Source organism: Streptomyces sp. HP-A2021, assembly GCF_022807935.1.
Lineage (GTDB): Bacteria > Actinomycetota > Actinomycetes > Streptomycetales > Streptomycetaceae > Streptomyces > Streptomyces afghaniensis.
The window spans coordinates 1,103,466-1,120,830 of sequence record NZ_CP094344.1; the positions used below are offsets into that span (position 1 = coordinate 1,103,466).

A 17,365-nucleotide genomic window follows, 5' to 3' on the forward strand; every position below is an offset into this window, starting at 1 on the left:
CGACTTAGGCATATTTTTCCCGGTCTTGTTCCACCTATGAGCAGGGAACGCCGAATCAGCTCGACCAGCAGGAGAGCGCGCCCATGACCGGGACAGCCGACCCCCAGCAGAACTCGTCGCATGCCCTGCCCGACTGCGCGGCCGAGCCGATCGCCGGCATCGTGGCCGAATTCGTGGACAAGCGCATGGGGCAGCGGATCGCCCAGGGGCAGGAACCGGTGCTGCGCCCGGTCTTCGTCAAGTACCACGGCACCGCCCGGGGGGTGCTCACGGTCGCCCCTGACCTGCCGCCGGACCTGTGCATCGGCTTCCTCGGGGCCGCCCGGGACCAGCCGGGCGGTCTGACCGCCTGGGTCCGTTTCTCCAGCGACACCCTGCCGGACCGTCCGGACTTCCGCCGGACCCTCGGGATGGGCATCAAGCTGTTCGGCGTTCCCGGCCCGAAGCTGCTTCAGGACGAGGGCCGGGCGGACACCCAGGATCTCGTGCTCCAGAACCACGACGTGTTCTTCGTCGACACCGCCCGGGACATGTGCGAGTTCCAGCAGGACCCGATCGCGTACCAGAACGCGCACCCGGTGACCCGCGCCATTCTGCAGGCCATGCGCAAGCCCGAGGAGAGCGCGCTGACGGCCAGGTACTGGGGCGTGCTGCCGTACGCGTTCGGGCCCGACCGCCATGTGAAGTACGTGCTCGTCCCGGTCTCCTGCCCGCCCGGTGATCCGCAGGCGGTGCCCCCGGACGAGGACCCCTCCTTCTTCCGGGGCGACCTGCGGCACCGGCTGGCCGCGGGTGAGGCGGCCTTCGACCTGATGGTGCAGTTCCGCACGGACCCGGACCGGATGCCCCTGGACCGTGCCACCGTACGCTGGGAGGAATCGCTGAGCCCCCCGGTGCGCGTGGCGAGACTGACGCTGCATCAGCAGGACGTCCGGGCGCGCGGGCAGGACGCCTACGGCGAGAACCTGGCCTACAACCCCTGGCACTGCCTGGCCGAGCACCAGCCGGTCGGCAGCATCGCGGAGGCCCGCAAGGTCGTGTACCGGGCGTCGGCCGCACGGCGCCGCGACGCGAACGGCGTTCCGGTCGCGGAACCCGGTCCCGCACGGCCGCCGTCCGGCGAGCCCCACGGGCGTGACACCCGGATCGTGCGGGCCGCGATCCATCCCGCCATCGGTGTCGCACGGGTCGGGGACAGCGCGGAGGAGTTCTTCCTCGCGCCGGAGGTGGACGATCCTCCCCCACTGCCCGCCGGGTCGTACAAGGACGCGACCGGCGCCCTGAAGCGGCAGGCGGCACGCTTCCGTGTCTATGGCTACAACGCCGCCGGGGAGCCGGTCGCCGAGCTGACCGCGGACAACGCGGACATCCGGTGGACCGTGCACGTGGCCAACAAGAAGGCCGCCTGGTACCAGTTCCAGCTGGCCCTGGACATCCCCGAGGCGGCCGCCGCGCCCGCCAGTACGCCCCGCAATCCCAAGGTGCCCGCCGAGGAGCGTGGCCGGCTGGTCATCGACCCGGGTCCGCGCTCGATCCGCGGCCGGGACCGCGCGGGCCGGCCCGAGTACCGGTTCGACACGGGCTGCTTCCTCGGGAAGCCCGTTCACCTGGGTGAGGTGCGCACGGACGGCGCCGGCCGGCTGGTGTTCCTCGGCGGGCACGGCGTCTCGGCCTCGGTGGACCACGCTCAGGCCACGCACTTCGCCAACAACGACGGCTGGCACGACGACGTCTCCGACGGCCCGGTGACCGCGCGCGTGCGCGTCGACGGCCGCTCCGTGCCCGTCGAACCGGCCTGGGTGGTGGTGGCACCACCGAACTTCGCGCCGGAGCTGAAGTCCGTGCGCACGATGTACGACCTGATGCGCGACGTCTTCGTCTCCTGCGGAACTCTGCCGCCCCCGGAGAACGTTTCGTTCACCCGTGACGTCCTGCCGATCCTGCGGCGCCTGTGCGATCTGCAGTGGGTCAATCGCGGCATCGCCGCGCTGTTCGGGCACGGCGGCCGTGAGCATTTCCTGGCGCCGGGGCGGCTCGCCCGGCTGGCGGACCCCGGGCCCCGCAACGCGGAGCTGCGCCAGCAGGTCTGGGCCACGATGCGGGACCTCGACCGTGACGGGCTCTCGCCCGTGCCGTGGCCGCCGCTCTACGGCGACTCGATGAGCGTGCGGCCGGTCTCCGCACGGCAGCACCTGACGCTGTCGTCGTTGCAGTACCGGTCTCTGGCCCGGTGGGCCGCCGGGGACTTCGACTCCGACTATGACACTTCGGCGGTACCGCCCGCCGGCCTCGACGAGGTGCCACTGGCAGACCGGCCGGGCATGCTCGACCGCGCGGCCCTGTCGTTCTGTCTGGCCGACGCGTTCCACCCGGGGTGCGAGATGTCCTGGCCGATGCGACACAGCACGCTGTACTCGGCCCCCTTCCGGGTGCGGCACCGCGATCCCGGCATCCCCGAATCCGACTTCGGCCAGGTGCTGACTCCGCAGACGGCCCTCGGCGTCGACGGCCCGCTGTACGCGCAGGGCCCGGGCGACCTGACGCGGTGGATGGCGGTGCCCTGGCAGACCGACACCGCCCGCTGCCGCTCCGGTTACTACCTCGGGTACGGCCCGCGCTACGACCCCTACCTGCCCACCTTCTGGCCCGCGCGCGTGCCCAACCACGTCCTGACGGAGCAGGACTACGAGACGGCGGTCGACCCCGGCAGCCCGGCCGAGGAGCGGCGGGCCGCCTTCGAGCGCCGGGCCGTGTGGGACAGGTGGCTGCCCCCGGACCGCATCGAGCAGATGAACGCCATGGTCAAGGACTTCGGCAAACTGGGCCTCGTGGAACGGCGCACGGGGGCCGCCGACGACCCCGAGCTGCCCGCGACGATGTTCGTGGAGTCCGCGGTGGGCTTCCGTCCCGAGCAGCCTCCGCCCGCTCTGCGGAACCTGCGGTGCCTGCACGTGCCGGAGGCGGCGGACCCGGCACTGAACGGCGGCGCCCTGGCCGCGGCCCTCGCCCGGACGGACGTCCCCCACGAGCAGGTGATGGCAGGCTACTTCGAGAAGGTCGCGCGCTTCCCGGACGATCGGTGACCTACGAGGTGATCGTGGCCGGAGGCGGTCCTGCGGGTGCCGTCGCGGCCCTGGTACTGGCGCGGGCCGGGCGCCGTGTCCTGCTCGTCGACAAGAGCACGTGCGGTCCCGGGTCAGCCCCGTTCCGGATCGGGGAGACCCTGCCGCCCGCAGCCAGGCCGCTGCTGCACGATCTGGGCTTGTGGCCCGAGTTCGCGGCGGCCCCTCATCTGCGGTGCGTGGGGACCTACGCCTCCTGGGGCTCGGAGACGCTCCATGGCCACAGCCACCTCCACGACCCGCACGGACACGGCTGGCACCTCGACCGGACCCGGTTCGACGCGTTTCTGCGCAGGTCCGCGGAAGCCGCAGGTGCCGAGGTGCGCCGGGCCGAGGCCGTACCGCATCGCACGCACGCGGGCGACCGGCGCGTACTGATCCGCGCAGGGGGCCGGCTCGGCGAGGAGCGCTGCGAGTGGCTCGTGGACGCCACCGGCCGTCGCGCCGTGATCGGCCGCCGGCGGGGCCGGCGCCGCAAGCAGGACCGGCTCGTCGCCGCGTACGCCCTGTTCGGACGTCGACTGCCCGGTCATCGCAGCGAGGACACCGAGCTCCGCACGCTCGTCGAGGCGGTCCCCGGAGGCTGGTGGTACACGGCCAGGGTGCCGGCCGGACGACTGGTCGCACACCTCACCGACACCGACCTGACCGACTCCGCCCTGCGCACCGCCGAGGGATTCCTCGACGCGATCGGGGACACCCGCCACGTCCGCACCCGCCTCGACGGCTACCACCCGGCCTGTGCCCCGGTGCCACGCTGGACCGCGGCGTACGGGCTGCGCCTGGACCCGGCTGCGGGTCCCGGATGGATCGCCGCCGGAGACGCCGCCCTCGCCTTCGACCCGCTCTCCTCCCAGGGCATCCTCAACGCCCTGCACACCGGAGCCCGCGCCGGCCTGACCGTCGACCGGTGCCTGTCGGGGCGGCCTGCCGCCCTCGCGGACTACTCCCGGTTCCTGGAGCGGATCACGGACGCCTACGAGCGGCATCACGCCGAGACCTACGGCCAGGAACGGCGCTGGCCGGGGCACACGTTCTGGCAACGTCGGCAACACGCACACTGACGGCCCCCAGGGGTACGTCTGCAGTGGTGTCACCTGCCGGTGGCGGCCAGGGCGGCGGTGTACTGCTCGTCGGTGACGGGCTCCAGCCAGCTCGTGCCGTCGCCGCTCCCGTCGCCGACGACCATGGCGATGTGGGCCATGAGGGTGGTGTCCGTGGCGCCGTGCCAGTGCTCCTCGCCGGGCGGGCACTTGACGGTCTCGCCGGCGGTGATCCGCACCACGTCGCCGTCGCGGGTGCCGACCAGGCCGACGCCGTCGGTGACGTACAGGACCTGGCCCTTGGCGTGGGAGTGCCAGTTCGTCCGGGCACCGGGGGTGAAGCGCACCAGCGCGGACGCCAGGCGGGCCGGATCGGCGGGCGCCTCGATCATGTTCAGGTAGACCTCGCCCGTGAAGCGCTCGGCCGGGGCTGTGACGGTGGGGGTTTCCGTGATGTGTTCCACGACTGTTTTCCTTGCTCCGAAGAGGTGGCGGGGTGCGGGCGGGCCGGGCGGCTCGGGCGTCAGGAGGCGCGCTCGTCGGTGATCTTCTTCAGCTGGGTGACGGCGGTCATGGCGTTGGGCCAGCCGGCGTAGAAGGCCAGGTGCGTGATCGCCTCGGACAGCTCTTCCACCGTGAGCCCGTTCTCCAGCGCGACACCCAGGTGGTAGGGCAACTGCTCGCTGCGGTACAGCGCGGCCAGCACGCTCACCGTCACCAGGCTCCGGTCCCGCGGGGACAGCTCGGCGCGTTCCCACACGTCGCCGAAGAGCACGTCGTCGGTGACCTCGACGAGCTTCGGCGCGATCCGGGCCAGCTCCTGAGGTGCGGACTGCTTCGGCATCTCATGACTCCCTGTGATGACTTCGCGTACGTTCCGGTGGATCCACGGGATCCGCCGTCTTCGAGGAAACCGCAGGTCAGCTGGGTGGGGAAGGCACGGTCGTTCCAGGTACTGACAGGACCCCCCTCATCCGGGCCGGCCGTCCTAGCCTGGAACGCGTGAGTACCGAGAGCGACATCCGCGGGTTCCTCGCCTCCCGGCGCGCGAAGATCACCCCGCAGCAGGCCGGTCTGCCCGCCTACGGAGGCAACCGGCGCGTGCCGGGGCTGCGGCGTGAGGAGGTCGCGCTGCTCGCCGGGGTCAGCGTCGACTACTACGTCCGTCTGGAACGCGGTCACCTCGCCGGGGCGTCCGAGGAGGTCCTCGACGCCGTCGCGAACGCCCTGCGGCTGGATGACGCCGAGCGCGCCCACCTGTACGACCTGGCCCGCGCCGTCGCCAGACGTCCCGCCCGCCGCACGAACCGCGCCCGCGGCCCGCTGCCGGACAGTGTGCTGCGTGTCCTGGACTCCATGACGGACTCCCCGGCCTTCATCCGCAACGGCCGCCTGGACATCCTCGCCGTCAACCGTCTGGGGCGCGCGCTGTACGCGCCCCTGTTCGCCGATCACGGGGTTCAGACGGTCAACATCGCCCGCTTCCAGTTCCTGAACCCCGCGGGCAGGGACTTCTTCCCCGACTGGGAGGCGTCCCTGAACACCACGGTGTCCCTGCTGCGCACGGAGGCCGGACGGGCTCCCGGCGACACCGACCTGACCGGGCTGATCGGTGAACTCGTCACCCGCAGCGAGGAGTTCCGCACCGCCTGGGCCAAGCACAATGTGCGCCTGCACCACACCGGCCGCAAGGCCTTCCGTCATCCGGCCATCGGCGAGATCACCCTCGACTTCGACGCGATGGAGCTGCCCTCGCAGCCGGGCCTGACCCTGACCGCCTACTCCGCCGAGCCTGCCACCGAGGCCCACGACGCGCTGCAACTGCTGGCCGCGTGGGCGTCCACCGAGGACGCGTCCGCCGCCGCCGACCGCGGCTGAACAGCGTCCTCGGCCGCAGTCCTTCGTTCACCGTCTTTCGCGGCCCCTACGTCAACGAAGAACTCGTGGGTGAGGCGCTCGCGCCGGTGCGCGACCGGGTCGTCATCGCCACCAGGTTCAGCTGGCGCATCGAGGACGGCACACCGGTCGGACTCGGCAGCCGGCCCGAACAGATCGAGCGGGTCGCCGACGCCTCGAGGGCGACATCCGCGCCGGCATCCCGCGGTTCGAGCAGGACAACCTCGCCGCCGACCGGGCTCTGGTCGACCACGTCGCCACGCTCGCGCGGGCCAGGAACGCCACGTCCGGGCAGGTCGCCCTGTCCTGGCTCCTCGCCCGGCGGCCCTGGATCGCTCCGATCCCCGGCGACCGCTACAACGACCAGCACATGCGCCTCGTCGGCAAGTGAAGTCCCGGCGGCGGCCTACCGTCTGGACTTTCGTGATGTAGGTTTCCCGGCGTCGGACGGCAACGGAATCGTCGCGCGGGAGGCGCCCACCCATGAACACGCCGCCATGGCCCCCTGGAGCGGAGCGGACTGACGGATCAGCCGTCCGGATCGGCGCTCTCGTTCCGCTGACCCGGCCCGGCTGGGTCGAGGCCGGCCGGCACCTGCTCGCCGGGCTCGAGCTGGCCGTGGGTGAGGTCAATGACGCGGGCGGGATCGCCGGAAGGCCCCTCGAACTGGTGGTCCGGGACACCGCGGCCGATCCGCAGAGGGCCGCGGCGGCCGTGGACGAGTTGGCCGGCCTGGGCGTGGCCGCGCTGGCCGGGGAGTATCACAGCGTCGTCGCCCGCGCCGCTGCCGCCAGGGCGGACGCGCTCGGGCTGCCGTTCCTCTGCTCGTCAGCGGTTCTCGACGCGCTCACCGAACAGCCGACGCAATGGGTCGCGCGTCTCTCCCCGCCGCAGTCCCGCGGCTGGCAGTTCTACGCGGACTTCCTCCTCGCTGCGGGCCACAGCCGCATCGCCGTAGCCACCCAGCCGAGTGTCTACTGGGCGTCCGGAACCCGCATTCTGCGGGACTACCTCACTCCGCGCGGCGGCACCGTCATCGAGCTCGACATGAGCACGCTCACCCCCACGGCCGTCTGCGACGAGCTCGTCGGTCATCGCGCGACGGCCCTCCTCCTGCTGGTCGGCCACCCCGAGCCGGCCGTGCCGATCGTCCAGTCCGTCCGCCGCGACCAGCGCCTCGCCGAGGTGACGATCGGTGCCCCGGCCGGGCAGCCGGAGTTCGCGGAATGGGCGACGTTGCTGGGCGACGACGGCGCCGCGGTCCCGTTCCTGCGCTACCGGCCCGAGCGCCTCGGGCCGGTCGGCACACGAGTCGAGACGACCCTCCGCGAACGCCTGGCCGCAGCGCCCTCCTTCGTGGCCTTCGAGGGCTACGACACGATCGCCGTCCTCGCCGACCTGCTGCGTACGCACGGCACGGACCGGGCACGCACGGCCGCGTCCTGGCCACGCGTGAACGTGGCAGGCACCCGCGGTCAGATCCGGTTCTCGCGCGTACCAGGCATCGATGTGTGGCAATGGGCCGTGCCACCGATCCAAGTCGTGGACCGAGACCCGGCGAATCCCGATCGCTTCCGGATCCGCCACGCCGGTTGAGCCTCCGCGCGCCTGTGCAACACCACTCGCGCCTCGGGGCAGAGGCTTGGCAGCGGGTACGAGGCCGCCTACGCAGGAGTCATGGATGGTTGGGTCGTTTTCATCATCGTCGTCGGTGTCCTCTGGTCGATCTGTGAGTACGCTCGGCCCCTCCCTCCCGACGCGTGCCTCAACTGCCGAGGCAGGGGGAGGACGCTGACTCGGGAGTACTCCGTGATGAAGGGCGGTTACAGGTCGGAATGGGTGTGGTGCCGTAGCTGTCGGGGCTCGGGGAGGACGCGGTAGCGTCGACGCCGTGCAGCCCTCACCCACCACGCTCAGCCTCTGGCGTCACCAGCTCGGTGAAGTGCCCGCGTCGGTCTGGCGACGAACCGAACTGGAGGTGCTGATTCTGGCGGACAACGGGCTCACCGATCTGCCCTCCGAGATCGGGCTACTGCGCCGGCTCACGACCCTGGACCTCGGCCACAACAAGCTCACCTCGGTTCCAGACGCTCTCGGCGACCTGACCGAACTCAGCGGCTGCCTCTATCTGCACGACAACCGCCTGTCCCAACTGCCTGACACTCTGGGGAACCTGACACGGCTGCGCTATCTCAATGTCGGGGAGAACCCTCTCACCGCCTTGCCCGAAACCATCGACCGCATGGCGGAGCTGGTCGAACTCCGGGCCCAGCACAGCCTGTTGACTACATTGCCCGCCGGTATCGGGTCCCTGCGCAAGCTGCGCGAACTCTGGCTCCGGGGGAACAAGCTGACCAGTCTGCCGGCCTCGGTCGCCGAACTGGGCGAGCTACGGCACCTGGACCTGCGGGAGAACGCGCTCGACGAGGTGCCGGAGCCCCTGACGTGCCTGCCCCGGCTCCGTCAGCTCGACCTGCGCGGCAACCGCATCGTCCGGCTGCCGGACCGGGTCGCCCGGATGCCCGCGCTGGAGAAGCTGGATCTGCGCTGGAACCCCTGCACGCCCTCCCCGGCTTTGCTCGCCGAGCTGGAGCGGCGCGGCTGCGTGGTCCTGTTGTGAATCGCCTCAGGCTTCGTCCGCCCTGGTCAGGGCTTCAGTGATCATGCGGGTGGCGAAGTCGCAGTCGTCGGTGAGTCGGTTGATGTGCTCCGCGAGCAGGAAGGCAGTGGCTTCCAGGGGGTTCATCTCGTCCATGGTCCAGTCTCCGTACTGCTTGCGCCACAGGCTGGGGCTCAGGCCGGTCCCTGCCGCGACGAGCAGGCCGGCCATGGTGGGGATGGCTTCGGGACGGACGCTCCTGGGCATCATGCGCATCGTGGCCACGAGGTTGGGCACCACGCACTCGATGACGTCCTTGCCGTGCTCCTCGTAGGCCATCCGCAGCCACTGCATGAACATGTAGATCAGCGTGCACGCGCCGTCCAGGATGTCGTCGACCCCGCGCGGGCCCAAGGAGGCGGCGAACTGGTCGGTCAGCGCCTGTTGCTCGGCGTCGGTCTGGGACCTGCCGTCGTGGATGGCCTTGAGCCGAGAGTCGATCATCATGAGTGCCGCGCCCACGTCTCCGGCGGGAGCGTGTTCGGGGCCGCAGGGCGATGACACAGTTTCCTCCTCGGTTGACCGAGAGCAGCGCGGCGTGTTCGTACAGTAGCCCGCCGAGGGTGGAGGGGTCCGGCGAAACCCGGTGACGGGCCGCCGGTGTCGGTGTCAGGAGTCGCGTGGGGCCACCAGTCCGGATTCGTAGGCGAGGACCACGAGTTGGGCCCGGTCCCGGGCGTGGAGCTTGGTCATGGCCCGGTTGATGTGGGTCTTCGCGGTGAGCGGGCTGATCACCAGACGGTCGGCGATCTCGTCGTTGGACAGGCCCCGCGCGACCAGGGCGACGGCTTCGCGTTCGCGGCCGGTCAGCTCCTCCAGCGCCGTGCCGGCGTGGGTGGGGAGCGGCTGGGTGACGTACCGGTTGATCAGCTTGCGGGTGATCGAGGGGGCGAGCAGGGCGTCGCCGCGTGCCGCGACGCGTACGGCGTGCAGGAAGTCCTCCGGCACGATGTCCTTGACCAGGAATCCGGCAGCGCCGGCGCGTAGCGCGTCGAACACGTACTCGTCGAGGCCGTAGTTGGTCAGGATGACGACGTGCACCCCGGCCAGGGACGGGTCCGCGGCGATGCGCCGGGTCGCCTCGATGCCGTCGACGACGGGCATCTGGATGTCGATGAGCGCGACATCGGGCAGGTGCTCTCCGGCGAGTTCCAGGCCCTCGGCGCCGTCGGCGGCCTCCGCCACCACCTCGATGTCGTCCTCCAGGTCGAGGAGTGCGCGGAATCCGCTGCGGATGAGCGGCTGGTCGTCGACGAGCAGGACTCGGATCATGACGCCCCGTCCAGGGGGAGTTCGGCCTGGACGGTGAAGCCGCCCTCGCCGCGCGGCTCCGCCCGCAGCCGGCCACCGAGGGCCGTGACGCGCTCGCGCATGCCCTGCAGCCCGACGCCGGGCCTCGGTGCGACGGCCGGTGTGGCCTTGCCGTCGTCGTCGATGCGCAGGGCGAGGGCGTCCGGGCGGCAGTCGATGCGGACCGAGGCCGTGCCGGCGTCGGCGTGCCGGGCGATGTTGGTCAGCGACTCCTGAACGATCCGGTAGACGGTCCGGCCCACCGCGGCCGGCACGTCGTGCCGCCGCCCCTCGATCGTCAGGGTCGCCTTCAGGCCGGTTCTGCCGGCTCGTTCCACCAGTTCGGGTACGTCGTCGAGGCCGCGCGGCGGGGCCGTGTCGTCGTCGCGCAGCGCTTCCAGTGTCACGCGCAGTTCCCGGGCCGCCTCGCGTCCGGCCTCCTGGATCGCCAGCAGCGCCTCCGACACCTCTTCGCCTCGTCTGCGGGCCACGTGGACGGCCACGTCGGCCTGCACCTTGATGACCGAGATCTGATGGGTCAGCGAATCGTGCAGTTCCCGCGCGATGCGCAGCCGTTCCTCGTCGGCGCGGCGCCGGGCGGTCTCCTCCCGGGTGCGCTCGGCCTCGTCCGCCCGCCGCTCGGCCTGCCGCAGCGCCTCCCCGGCGGCCCCGGCCGCGATCAGCCAGGCGATTTCGAGGGCGCCCCGGGCCCGCGCGAACGCCTCGCCCGTGTCGTGGAGGCCGGAGGCGAGAGCCGCGAGCGGGAGAGCGGCCAGCACGGTCAGGCTCGCCGCGACGGTGGCGACCCGGTGTCCCGCCCGTACGGCGGCGTACACCGCGAACAGGTAGGCGACGAGGGGGACATCGAAGCCGGTCGCCTGATACGCCACCGCGCACAGCCCGGTGACGGCCAGGACGGCGACCGGAGCCCGGCGGCGCGCGGCCAGGGCCAGCCCGCCGGCCGACAGGAGCGCGTACCCGAGCAGGTCCCGGTCCGTCGCGGAGGGTTGCCCGGACACTCCCGTGACCAGCAGCGCCGCCGCCACACCCACGGCGATGACCCAGTCTCCGACAAGGGCCCGGACGCCGGCCTCACCTGCACTCATGCGCGCACCCTAACCGGCTGCCGCACCCGGCGAGTCCGCTTCGTGGACGAGTGGCTTGCTACCGCGGACGCAGTACCTGTGTGCCTTCTGCGGCTTCCGCGGTAGGCCGGTGGGGCGTCGGCGGTAGTGCGAAGTGTCCGCGCCCGCCGGACGACCGGGGCTCGGGCCGGCGGACATGCTCGAACGACATCCAGTCACGGGAAGAGAAGGAGCATCTCGATGTCCGCTCGCCACCTGTTCGCCGCCGGTGTCCACGACTTCGGTCTCGGGCGCCTCGGAGCCACCACGGGCGCGCTGCTGGGGCTGGCCGGCCTCGTCCTCGCCGGGCTGGCCCTGGCCCGCCCGGCCGGCCGTCTCGGCTCCGTCAACCCATCTCTCGTGGCCAGGGCGGCCATGGTCGCGGGACTGATCGGCATGGCCCTCGGCGGGCTGGTCGCGGCCACCGCCGACGGTGGTCTCGGCACCGGCAACGGGCTGGGCGGGTCCTATGTGGCGATGCTGGTGGGGCTGATCGCCACGGCCCTCGGCCGGCTGGTCCTGACCCGCTCGCGCCGCACCGGCTGACCGGAGCGGATGCGAGCACACCGCGCTTCAGGACTGCAGCCCGGTCAGGGAGAGGAACTCGGCGCGTGAGCGGGCGTCGTGGCGGAGTGTGCCGAGGAGGGTGGAGGTGAGCGTGCTGGAGCCCGTGGCCTGGACGCCGCGCAGGGTCATGCAGCTGTGCTCGGCTTCGATCACGACGCCGACGCCCTTGGGTTCGAGATGGGCCTGGAGCCAGTCGGCGACCTGCTTGGTCAGGCGTTCCTGGACCTGGGGCCGGCAGGCGAAGTGCTCGACCACGCGGGCCAGTTTGGACAGGCCGAGGATGCGATGGCCGGGGAGATAGCCGACGTGGGCGGTGCCGGTGAAGGGCAGCAGATGGTGCTCGCACACCGAGCGCACCGGGATGCTGCGGGCCAGCACGAGTTCGTCGTAGCCCTCGTCGTTGGGGAAGGTCGTCAGGTCGAAGGGGCGGGGGCTGAACAGTTCGGCGTAGGCGCGGGCCATGCGGCCGGGGGTGCCGCGCAGGCTTTCGGTGCCGGTGTCGATGCCGAGCGCGGCGAGGAAGTCTGCGGCGGCGCGTTCGGCTTCGGCCAGGTCTATGCCGTCGGTGTCGTGCACGACGCGCAGCGGGCCGGCGGTGGATGGCGGTGTCTGCGGGCGGGGGATGCTCGCGGAGGGGGCGGGCAGGTCGGCGGTGCGCGACGGGTGGGCGTTGATCGATCCGGCGAGATCCATGACGTACCTCTCGGGTGAGGGGAAAAGGGGATGGCGGGCGGCGAGTGGTGGGTCAGGGACTCGCGGTCGCGGGCGGGGAGGAAGCCGGCTCCAGACGGACACAGCAGTGGCCGGGGCTGGGCGCCAGGCATGCGTGGCGGCTGCTGTCCTGGAGCCCTTCGAGGACGCCCCGGAGCAGGTGGAGGTTCATGCCGCACACCGTCTGGGTGTGTTCGCGGGCGAGCGCGTGGAAGGGGCAGTTGCCCAGGACGATGGCGTCGCCGTCGTGGCGGGGCTCGAACCCGTACCGCTCCAGAAGCTCGAACACGTCCGGGCCGCCCTGCCCGGCGAGCCGGGCGCCGAGGTGGTGGGCCTTTCGGTGCAGGACGGCGCGGACCGGTTCGCCCGTGGCCTCGGATTCCTCCAGGGCCTGGGCGAGGAGCCGTCCGGCCAGCTCGTAGTTCCGCTCGGGCAGGCTGACGGTGACCTGCTTGGCGGAGCGCTTGTAGAGCTTGGCCGGCCGGCCCGCTCCCGGGCCGGTGCGGCCGCTGCGCCGTTCGTAGACGACATCGAGGAGTGCTTCGCCGGCCAGGCGGTCGAGGTGGAAGGCGGCGGTCTGGCGCGCCAGGCCGAGGGCGGCGGCGGCTTCGTCGCGGCTGACGGGTCCCGGCTGGCGCACGACGTGGTCGTACAGCCGCCGGCGGGTCGGCTCGTCCAGGGCGGCGACGGCGGATACGTCGGGGTGGGGTGCTTCTTTCGGGTGGTCCACGAACACCAGTGTAAAACCCACAGGCATTGACTAAAGAAACCGCCCGCGCTTCTATTGGTGATGAGAGTTGTCGATAGAAGGAACGGTGCGTCATGACGTCCACAACCCACCCCTCCCCGTCCGTCGCGTCCCGGCGGACCGCACTCGGCGACCCCGGCTACCAGGCGTTCGTCATCCTGCGCGTCGGGTTCACGGTGGCGCCGATCCTGTTCGGGCTGGACAAGTTCGCCAACCTGCTCGTGGACTGGCCCACCTACCTCGCGCCGTGGATCAACGACATCGTCCCTGGCAGCGCCCAGGCAGCCATGTACGCCGTGGGTGTCATCGAGATCGTCGCCGGTCTCGCCGTCGCTCTCGCCCCGCGCTTCGGGGGCTGGCTGGTGGCCGGCTGGCTGGCCGGCATCATCGTCAACCTGCTGACCATCCCGGGGTACTACGACGTCGCGCTGCGCGACTTCGGTCTCCTGCTCGGCGCGGTCGCCCTCGCCCGGCTCGCCCAGCGCTACCACGGCGAGCGGCAGCCGCACTGACACGGCGCCGCGGATGGACGAGGGAAGGCGGGTGAGCGGCAAGCGGCTCACCCGCCTCACCGCATCTCCGGTCCCCCGGCCGGGTCAGGTGCGGCGGGACGGCTGTCGGGGCGGGCGGCGACGGTGGAGCCGGACCGCGACGGGGGCGGCGGTGAGGACGGAGGAGTACGTACCCACCACGAGGCCGATGAGCAGGGCCAGGGCGAAGTCGGTGAGGGAAGACCCGCCGAGCACGGCGAGGGCCGTGAGGATGAACGCGGCGCCCATGCCCGTGTTCACGGTCCGGGGCAAGGTCTGCACGATGGCCTGGTCGGTGATGCCGGGCAGCGAGGTCCCGGGAGTCCTGCGGGCGAGTTCCCTGACGCGGTCGAAGAGGACCACGGAGTCGTTGACCGAGTACCCGATGACGGTGAGCAGGGCCGCCAGGAACACGCCGTCGACGGGCTTGCCGAGCCAGGCGAAGACGCCGACGAGGATCACCACGTCGTGGGCGAGGGCGACGACCGCCGCCGTGCCGAACACCCACCGGAAGCGTGCCGCGAGGTAGACGAACTGGGCGCCCAGAGCCACGGCGAGCGCGATCAGGGCACCCTGGCGCAGCTCCTCGCCCAGGCTGGGGCCGACCAGTTCGTCGCGGACCTTGTCCGCCCGGCCCGCGAGGTCGCGCACGGCACCGGTGACCTCGGTCTCCTCGGCGTTGGTCAGCGGATCGGTGCGCACGGTCAGGCCCGTTTCGCCGGACGACTGGACGACGGCCCGGGGGAACCCGGCGTCGGCGAGGGCGGTGCGGACCCGGTCGGGGTCGACGGGGCCGGTGGTGGCGTACTCGATCAGGCGGCCGCCGGTGAACTCCACACCGAGGTCGATGCCGCGCACCGCGATGCCCGAGCCGGCCAGGACCAGAGCGGCGGCCGACACGGCCAGCCAGCGGTGGGGCCGGCGCATCAGCCGGGGGTTGCGGCGGGTGAGACGGTCGCGGACCGCGCCGGTGGTGGCGACGCCGGTGAGCCGGGGGCGGCGGCGCACCCGGGGACGGCTCACGGCCATCTCGGCGAGCGCGCGGGTGATCACCAGGGCGCTGAACATGGAGGCGAGCACACCGATGCCCAGGGTGACGCCGAAGCCCCGCACCGGTCCGGAGGCGAGGAAGAACAGCAGTGCGGCCGCGATCAGCGTGGTGATGTTGGAGTCGGCGATCGCGCTGAAGGCGTTGCGGAACCCGGCCGACAGTGCCGAGCGCGTACTGGGCCGGCGGCGGGCCGCGTACTCCTCGCGTGCCCGTTCGAAGACCAGCACGTTGGCGTCCACGGCCATGCCGATCGCCAGGACGAAACCGGCCAGACCCGGCAGGGTGAGGGTGGCGCCGAGCACGGCCAGGGCGGCGTAGGAGACGAGGCCATAGCAGACCAGGCCGACAGCGGCCAGCACGCCCATCAGCCGGTAGACGCCGATGATGAAAAGTGAGGTCAGCGCGGTGCCGATGACCGCCGCCCAGGCGCTCGCGGTGATGGCCTGCGCCCCGAGGGTCGGGCCGACGGTGCGCTGCTCGACGGTCTCGACGGGCACGGGCAGGGCACCGCCGTTGACGAGCAGGGAGAGTTCGCGGGCCTCCTCCGGGCCGAAGGAGCCCGTGATCTGTGTGGCACCGTCGCGGATGCCGGTGCGGCAGGCGACGGACGGGTCGACCTGCGGCGAGGAGATGACCTTGTCGTCGAGGACGATGGCCACCCGCCGCGCCGGGTCGCCCGCCGGGTGGCAGGCGGCCTCGCCGGTCAGCCGGGCCCAGCCGGCGCGGCCGTCACCCTCGAAGTCGACCGTGACGTGCCACCCGGCTCCGCCCTGCTGGTCGAAACGGGCGGCGGCCTCCTTGACGTCCTCGCCGGTCAGGGCCGCGGCCCCGAGGCGCAGCGGCGTACCGGCCTCGTCGGGCAGGACGTGTTCCCGGGGCCGCTTCGGCAGCGGCCGGGAGGCCTCGTCGGTGCGGTCGGCAGTGCCGAGCACCGGGTGGAAGGTGAGCTGCGCGGTACGGCCGAGGACGTCGGCCGCCCGCTTCGGGTCCTGCACACCGGGCAGTTCGACGATGATCCGGTTCTCGCCGGAGCGGACGAGGGTGGGTTCGGCGACGCCGAGCCCGTCGATGCGGCCGCGCAGCACCTCCAGGGTGCGGTCGGTGGCCTCAGGGCCGGCGTCGGTGGTTGGCGTGGAGCGGGTCTGCAGCACGAGCTGCGTCCCGCCGCGCAGGTCCAGTCCGAGGCGGACCGGCACGGTGACGGCGATGTACAGGGAGAGGGCGATCACGGCGAGGGCGAGCAGCGCCCTCACGCGCACGGAACGGTTCAAGGGGGCCTCCGGCAGGCGCGCCACAGCCACGCGGGCGTGGCGGGCCCGGGGTAGCTGTCGAGGAGCGGGAAAGTGGGTGTCAGATGCCGGAGGTCGCAGGGGGCGCCCGCCCGCGGTCACCGGGCGCGTGAAGGGCCGAGGAGGGGGTGTGCACGGCCGGTTCAGGGAGCCGTGCGGCACTGTCGGCGGGGGTGACGTCAGTGCCGGGGGCGCGGGCGGCGAGGTGCCCGCGCGGGGCGGGAAGCTCGCCGTACGGCTCCTGGCGGGGTGCCGCCCGGACGGCGCGGACGGTGCCGCATCCGTCGTCGGCACGCGGACCGCCCGCCCACACCGTGCCGCACGCGTCGCCGACGCACGGATCGTTGACGCAGACGGTGCCGCATCCGTCATCGGCACACGGACCGCCCGCCCACACCGTGCCGCACACGTCGCCGACGCACGGACCGTGCGGCCCGTCCCGGCCGGCCGCTGCCACCGTGCCGACCACGGGCTCGCCCGAGGTGCCGGGCGGCGGGCCGGCGATGCCGAGCGCGGCCAGCAGGACCAGGACGACGGCCGCCAGGATCGCGATGCGGGGCCGGGCGCTGCCGGTGCCGGGGGCGGTGCGCGCCGTGCGGTGCATGCACCGTCCCCCTTTCCAGAACGTGGTGCGCGGCTCGGGCCGCGGTTCAGGCTTCGATCAGGCCGGCGCGGATGGCGTACCGCGTCAGTTCCAGGCGGTCGCGCAGGCCGAGTTTCTGGAGCAGGTTGGCGCGGTGCCGCTGGACGGTCTTGATGCTGATGAACAGCAGGTCGGCGATCTCCTTGGACGAGTGCCCCTCGGCCACCAGCTTGAGGACCTCTTCCTCGCGGGGGGTGAGGATCTGGTCGGGCGTCTCCTCACCGTGGCGGGCCCGGTCGAGGTAGTTGCGGATCAGGGCGGTGACCGCGCCCGGATACAGGAAGGGCTCGTCGCGCATCGCGGCCCGGCAGGCGGCGACCAGGTCCCGGTCGGCGACGGACTTCAGGACGTACCCGTTCGCGCCGGCCTTCAGGGCCTGGAAGAAGTACTGCTCGTTGTCGTGCATCGTCAGCATCATGATCCGCAGGCCCGGCTTGAGGGCGGCCAGTTCACGGGCGGCCTGGAGGCCGGTCAGACGCGGCATGGCGATGTCCAGCACGGCCAGGTCGACCTCGCAGGTGCGGGCCATCTCGATGGCCTCGGCGCCGTCCCCGGCCTCGGCGACCACTTCGAGGTCCGGTTCCCGGTCGAGGATGAGCCGCACCCCCCGGCGCACCAGCGCATGGTCGTCGGCGAGCAGGATGCGGATCGTGCTCGCTCCCGTCGTGGTGGTCGTGGTCGCTTCGGACATG

At 72.2% G+C, this 17,365-nt stretch carries 18 protein-coding genes; 7 read left to right on the forward strand and 11 right to left on the reverse strand.

Annotated features, from left to right (window positions below; genetic code table 11):
* Window positions 1-83: 83 nt before the first annotated feature.
* Together MQE23_RS05110 and MQE23_RS05115 are read left to right on the forward strand one after the other, a co-directional pair.
* A complete protein-coding gene (locus MQE23_RS05110) occupies window positions 84-3,083 on the forward strand; it encodes a LodA/GoxA family CTQ-dependent oxidase (RefSeq protein ID WP_243378386.1) in 3,000 nt (999 codons plus the stop codon).
* The gene (locus MQE23_RS05115) at window positions 3,080-4,186 is read left to right on the forward strand and encodes a tryptophan 7-halogenase (RefSeq protein WP_243378387.1); all 1,107 of its coding nucleotides are present in this window, start codon (window positions 3,080-3,082) and stop codon (window positions 4,184-4,186) included. Before MQE23_RS05110 ends, MQE23_RS05115 begins: the two co-directional genes overlap by 4 nt.
* Before the next feature lie 29 nt (window positions 4,187-4,215).
* Here the strand turns inward: MQE23_RS05115 and MQE23_RS05120 are convergent, their stop codons facing one another.
* Together MQE23_RS05120 and MQE23_RS05125 are read right to left on the reverse strand one after the other, a co-directional pair.
* The gene (locus MQE23_RS05120; protein WP_020270969.1) at window positions 4,216-4,629 is read right to left on the reverse strand and encodes a cupin domain-containing protein; all 414 of its coding nucleotides are present in this window, start codon (window positions 4,627-4,629) and stop codon (window positions 4,216-4,218) included.
* A 59-nt stretch (window positions 4,630-4,688) separates the two neighbouring features.
* Window positions 4,689-5,009 carry a carboxymuconolactone decarboxylase family protein gene (locus MQE23_RS05125; RefSeq protein ID WP_020270970.1) on the reverse strand — a complete coding sequence of 107 codons (321 nt, stop codon included), beginning with the start codon at window positions 5,007-5,009 and terminating at the stop codon, window positions 4,689-4,691.
* Window positions 5,010-5,167: 158 nt separating this feature from the next.
* Between MQE23_RS05125 and MQE23_RS05130 the strand changes: the two genes are divergently transcribed.
* On the forward strand, window positions 5,168-6,043 hold the full coding sequence (locus MQE23_RS05130) for a helix-turn-helix transcriptional regulator (protein WP_243378388.1): 876 nt from the start codon (window positions 5,168-5,170) through the stop codon (window positions 6,041-6,043).
* 46 nt (window positions 6,044-6,089) lie between these two features.
* Here MQE23_RS05130 and MQE23_RS05135 read toward each other — a convergent pair whose 3' ends face one another.
* On the reverse strand, window positions 6,090-6,314 hold the full coding sequence (locus MQE23_RS05135) for a hypothetical protein (RefSeq protein ID WP_243378389.1): 225 nt from the start codon (window positions 6,312-6,314) through the stop codon (window positions 6,090-6,092).
* 230 nt (window positions 6,315-6,544) lie between these two features.
* On the opposite strand from MQE23_RS05135, the gene MQE23_RS05140 reads away from it, so the two are divergent.
* Both MQE23_RS05140 and MQE23_RS05145 read left to right on the forward strand, forming a co-directional pair.
* A complete protein-coding gene (locus MQE23_RS05140; protein WP_020270972.1) occupies window positions 6,545-7,657 on the forward strand; it encodes an ABC transporter substrate-binding protein in 1,113 nt (370 codons plus the stop codon).
* A 295-nt stretch (window positions 7,658-7,952) separates the two neighbouring features.
* Complete coding sequence (locus MQE23_RS05145) at window positions 7,953-8,681, forward strand: leucine-rich repeat domain-containing protein (protein WP_020270973.1); 729 nt, start codon at window positions 7,953-7,955, stop codon at window positions 8,679-8,681.
* A 6-nt stretch (window positions 8,682-8,687) separates the two neighbouring features.
* On the opposite strand, the gene MQE23_RS05150 is transcribed toward MQE23_RS05145, so the two are convergent.
* The 3 genes from MQE23_RS05150 to MQE23_RS05160 all read right to left on the reverse strand — a co-directional run bounded on the left by MQE23_RS05150 (window position 8,688) and on the right by MQE23_RS05160 (window position 11,116).
* Window positions 8,688-9,224, reverse strand: a complete 537-nt coding sequence (locus MQE23_RS05150) for a hypothetical protein (protein WP_037667777.1) — start codon at window positions 9,222-9,224, stop codon at window positions 8,688-8,690.
* A gap of 105 nt (window positions 9,225-9,329) precedes the next feature.
* Window positions 9,330-9,992 (reverse strand): response regulator transcription factor, encoded by a 663-nt coding sequence (locus MQE23_RS05155; RefSeq protein ID WP_020270975.1) that lies wholly within the window; start codon window positions 9,990-9,992, stop codon window positions 9,330-9,332.
* A complete protein-coding gene (locus MQE23_RS05160; protein WP_243378390.1) occupies window positions 9,989-11,116 on the reverse strand; it encodes a histidine kinase in 1,128 nt (375 codons plus the stop codon). Before MQE23_RS05160 ends, MQE23_RS05155 begins: the two co-directional genes overlap by 4 nt.
* A gap of 219 nt (window positions 11,117-11,335) precedes the next feature.
* Here MQE23_RS05160 and MQE23_RS05165 point away from each other — a divergent pair, with 219 nt between their 5' ends.
* Window positions 11,336-11,680, forward strand: coding sequence for a DUF6223 family protein (locus MQE23_RS05165; protein WP_020270977.1), 345 nt, complete (start codon window positions 11,336-11,338; stop codon window positions 11,678-11,680).
* Window positions 11,681-11,707: 27 nt separating this feature from the next.
* Here the strand turns inward: MQE23_RS05165 and folE are convergent, their stop codons facing one another.
* Both folE and MQE23_RS05175 read right to left on the reverse strand, forming a co-directional pair.
* Complete coding sequence (gene folE / locus MQE23_RS05170; protein WP_020270978.1) at window positions 11,708-12,394, reverse strand: GTP cyclohydrolase I FolE; 687 nt, start codon at window positions 12,392-12,394, stop codon at window positions 11,708-11,710.
* Between the two features lie 52 nt (window positions 12,395-12,446).
* Window positions 12,447-13,148, reverse strand: a complete 702-nt coding sequence (locus MQE23_RS05175; protein ID WP_020270979.1) for a helix-turn-helix domain-containing protein — start codon at window positions 13,146-13,148, stop codon at window positions 12,447-12,449.
* An 86-nt stretch (window positions 13,149-13,234) separates the two neighbouring features.
* Between MQE23_RS05175 and MQE23_RS05180 the strand changes: the two genes are divergently transcribed.
* Complete coding sequence (locus tag MQE23_RS05180) at window positions 13,235-13,672, forward strand: hypothetical protein (protein WP_243378391.1); 438 nt, start codon at window positions 13,235-13,237, stop codon at window positions 13,670-13,672.
* A gap of 84 nt (window positions 13,673-13,756) precedes the next feature.
* Here MQE23_RS05180 and secD read toward each other — a convergent pair whose 3' ends face one another.
* The 3 genes from secD to MQE23_RS05195 form a co-directional block, all read right to left on the reverse strand.
* Window positions 13,757-16,012 carry a protein translocase subunit SecD gene (gene secD, locus MQE23_RS05185; RefSeq protein ID WP_243378392.1) on the reverse strand — a complete coding sequence of 752 codons (2,256 nt, stop codon included), beginning with the start codon at window positions 16,010-16,012 and terminating at the stop codon, window positions 13,757-13,759.
* 79 nt (window positions 16,013-16,091) lie between these two features.
* Window positions 16,092-16,634: a hypothetical protein gene (locus tag MQE23_RS05190; protein WP_243378393.1), complete on the reverse strand. Its 543-nt coding sequence runs from the start codon at window positions 16,632-16,634 to the stop codon at window positions 16,092-16,094.
* A 46-nt stretch (window positions 16,635-16,680) separates the two neighbouring features.
* The gene (locus MQE23_RS05195; protein ID WP_020276967.1) at window positions 16,681-17,364 is read right to left on the reverse strand and encodes a response regulator transcription factor; all 684 of its coding nucleotides are present in this window, start codon (window positions 17,362-17,364) and stop codon (window positions 16,681-16,683) included.
* Window position 17,365: the final 1 nt, after the last annotated feature.

Coding starts and splice junctions, on each gene's coding strand:
- MQE23_RS05110 (WP_243378386.1), top strand. CDS start 84: ATGACCGGGACAGCCGACCCCCAGCAGAACTCGTCGCATGCCCTGCCC.
- MQE23_RS05125 (WP_020270970.1), bottom strand. CDS start 5,009: ATGCCGAAGCAGTCCGCACCTCAGGAGCTGGCCCGGATCGCGCCGAAG.
- MQE23_RS05140 (WP_020270972.1), top strand. CDS start 6,545: ATGAACACGCCGCCATGGCCCCCTGGAGCGGAGCGGACTGACGGATCA.
- MQE23_RS05155 (WP_020270975.1), bottom strand. CDS start 9,992: ATGATCCGAGTCCTGCTCGTCGACGACCAGCCGCTCATCCGCAGCGGA.
- MQE23_RS05160 (WP_243378390.1), bottom strand. CDS start 11,116: ATGAGTGCAGGTGAGGCCGGCGTCCGGGCCCTTGTCGGAGACTGGGTC.
- MQE23_RS05165 (WP_020270977.1), top strand. CDS start 11,336: ATGTCCGCTCGCCACCTGTTCGCCGCCGGTGTCCACGACTTCGGTCTC.
- folE (WP_020270978.1), bottom strand. CDS start 12,394: ATGGATCTCGCCGGATCGATCAACGCCCACCCGTCGCGCACCGCCGAC.
- MQE23_RS05180 (WP_243378391.1), top strand. CDS start 13,235: ATGACGTCCACAACCCACCCCTCCCCGTCCGTCGCGTCCCGGCGGACC.
- MQE23_RS05190 (WP_243378393.1), bottom strand. CDS start 16,634: ATGCACCGCACGGCGCGCACCGCCCCCGGCACCGGCAGCGCCCGGCCC.
- MQE23_RS05195 (WP_020276967.1), bottom strand. CDS start 17,364: ATGTCCGAAGCGACCACGACCACCACGACGGGAGCGAGCACGATCCGC.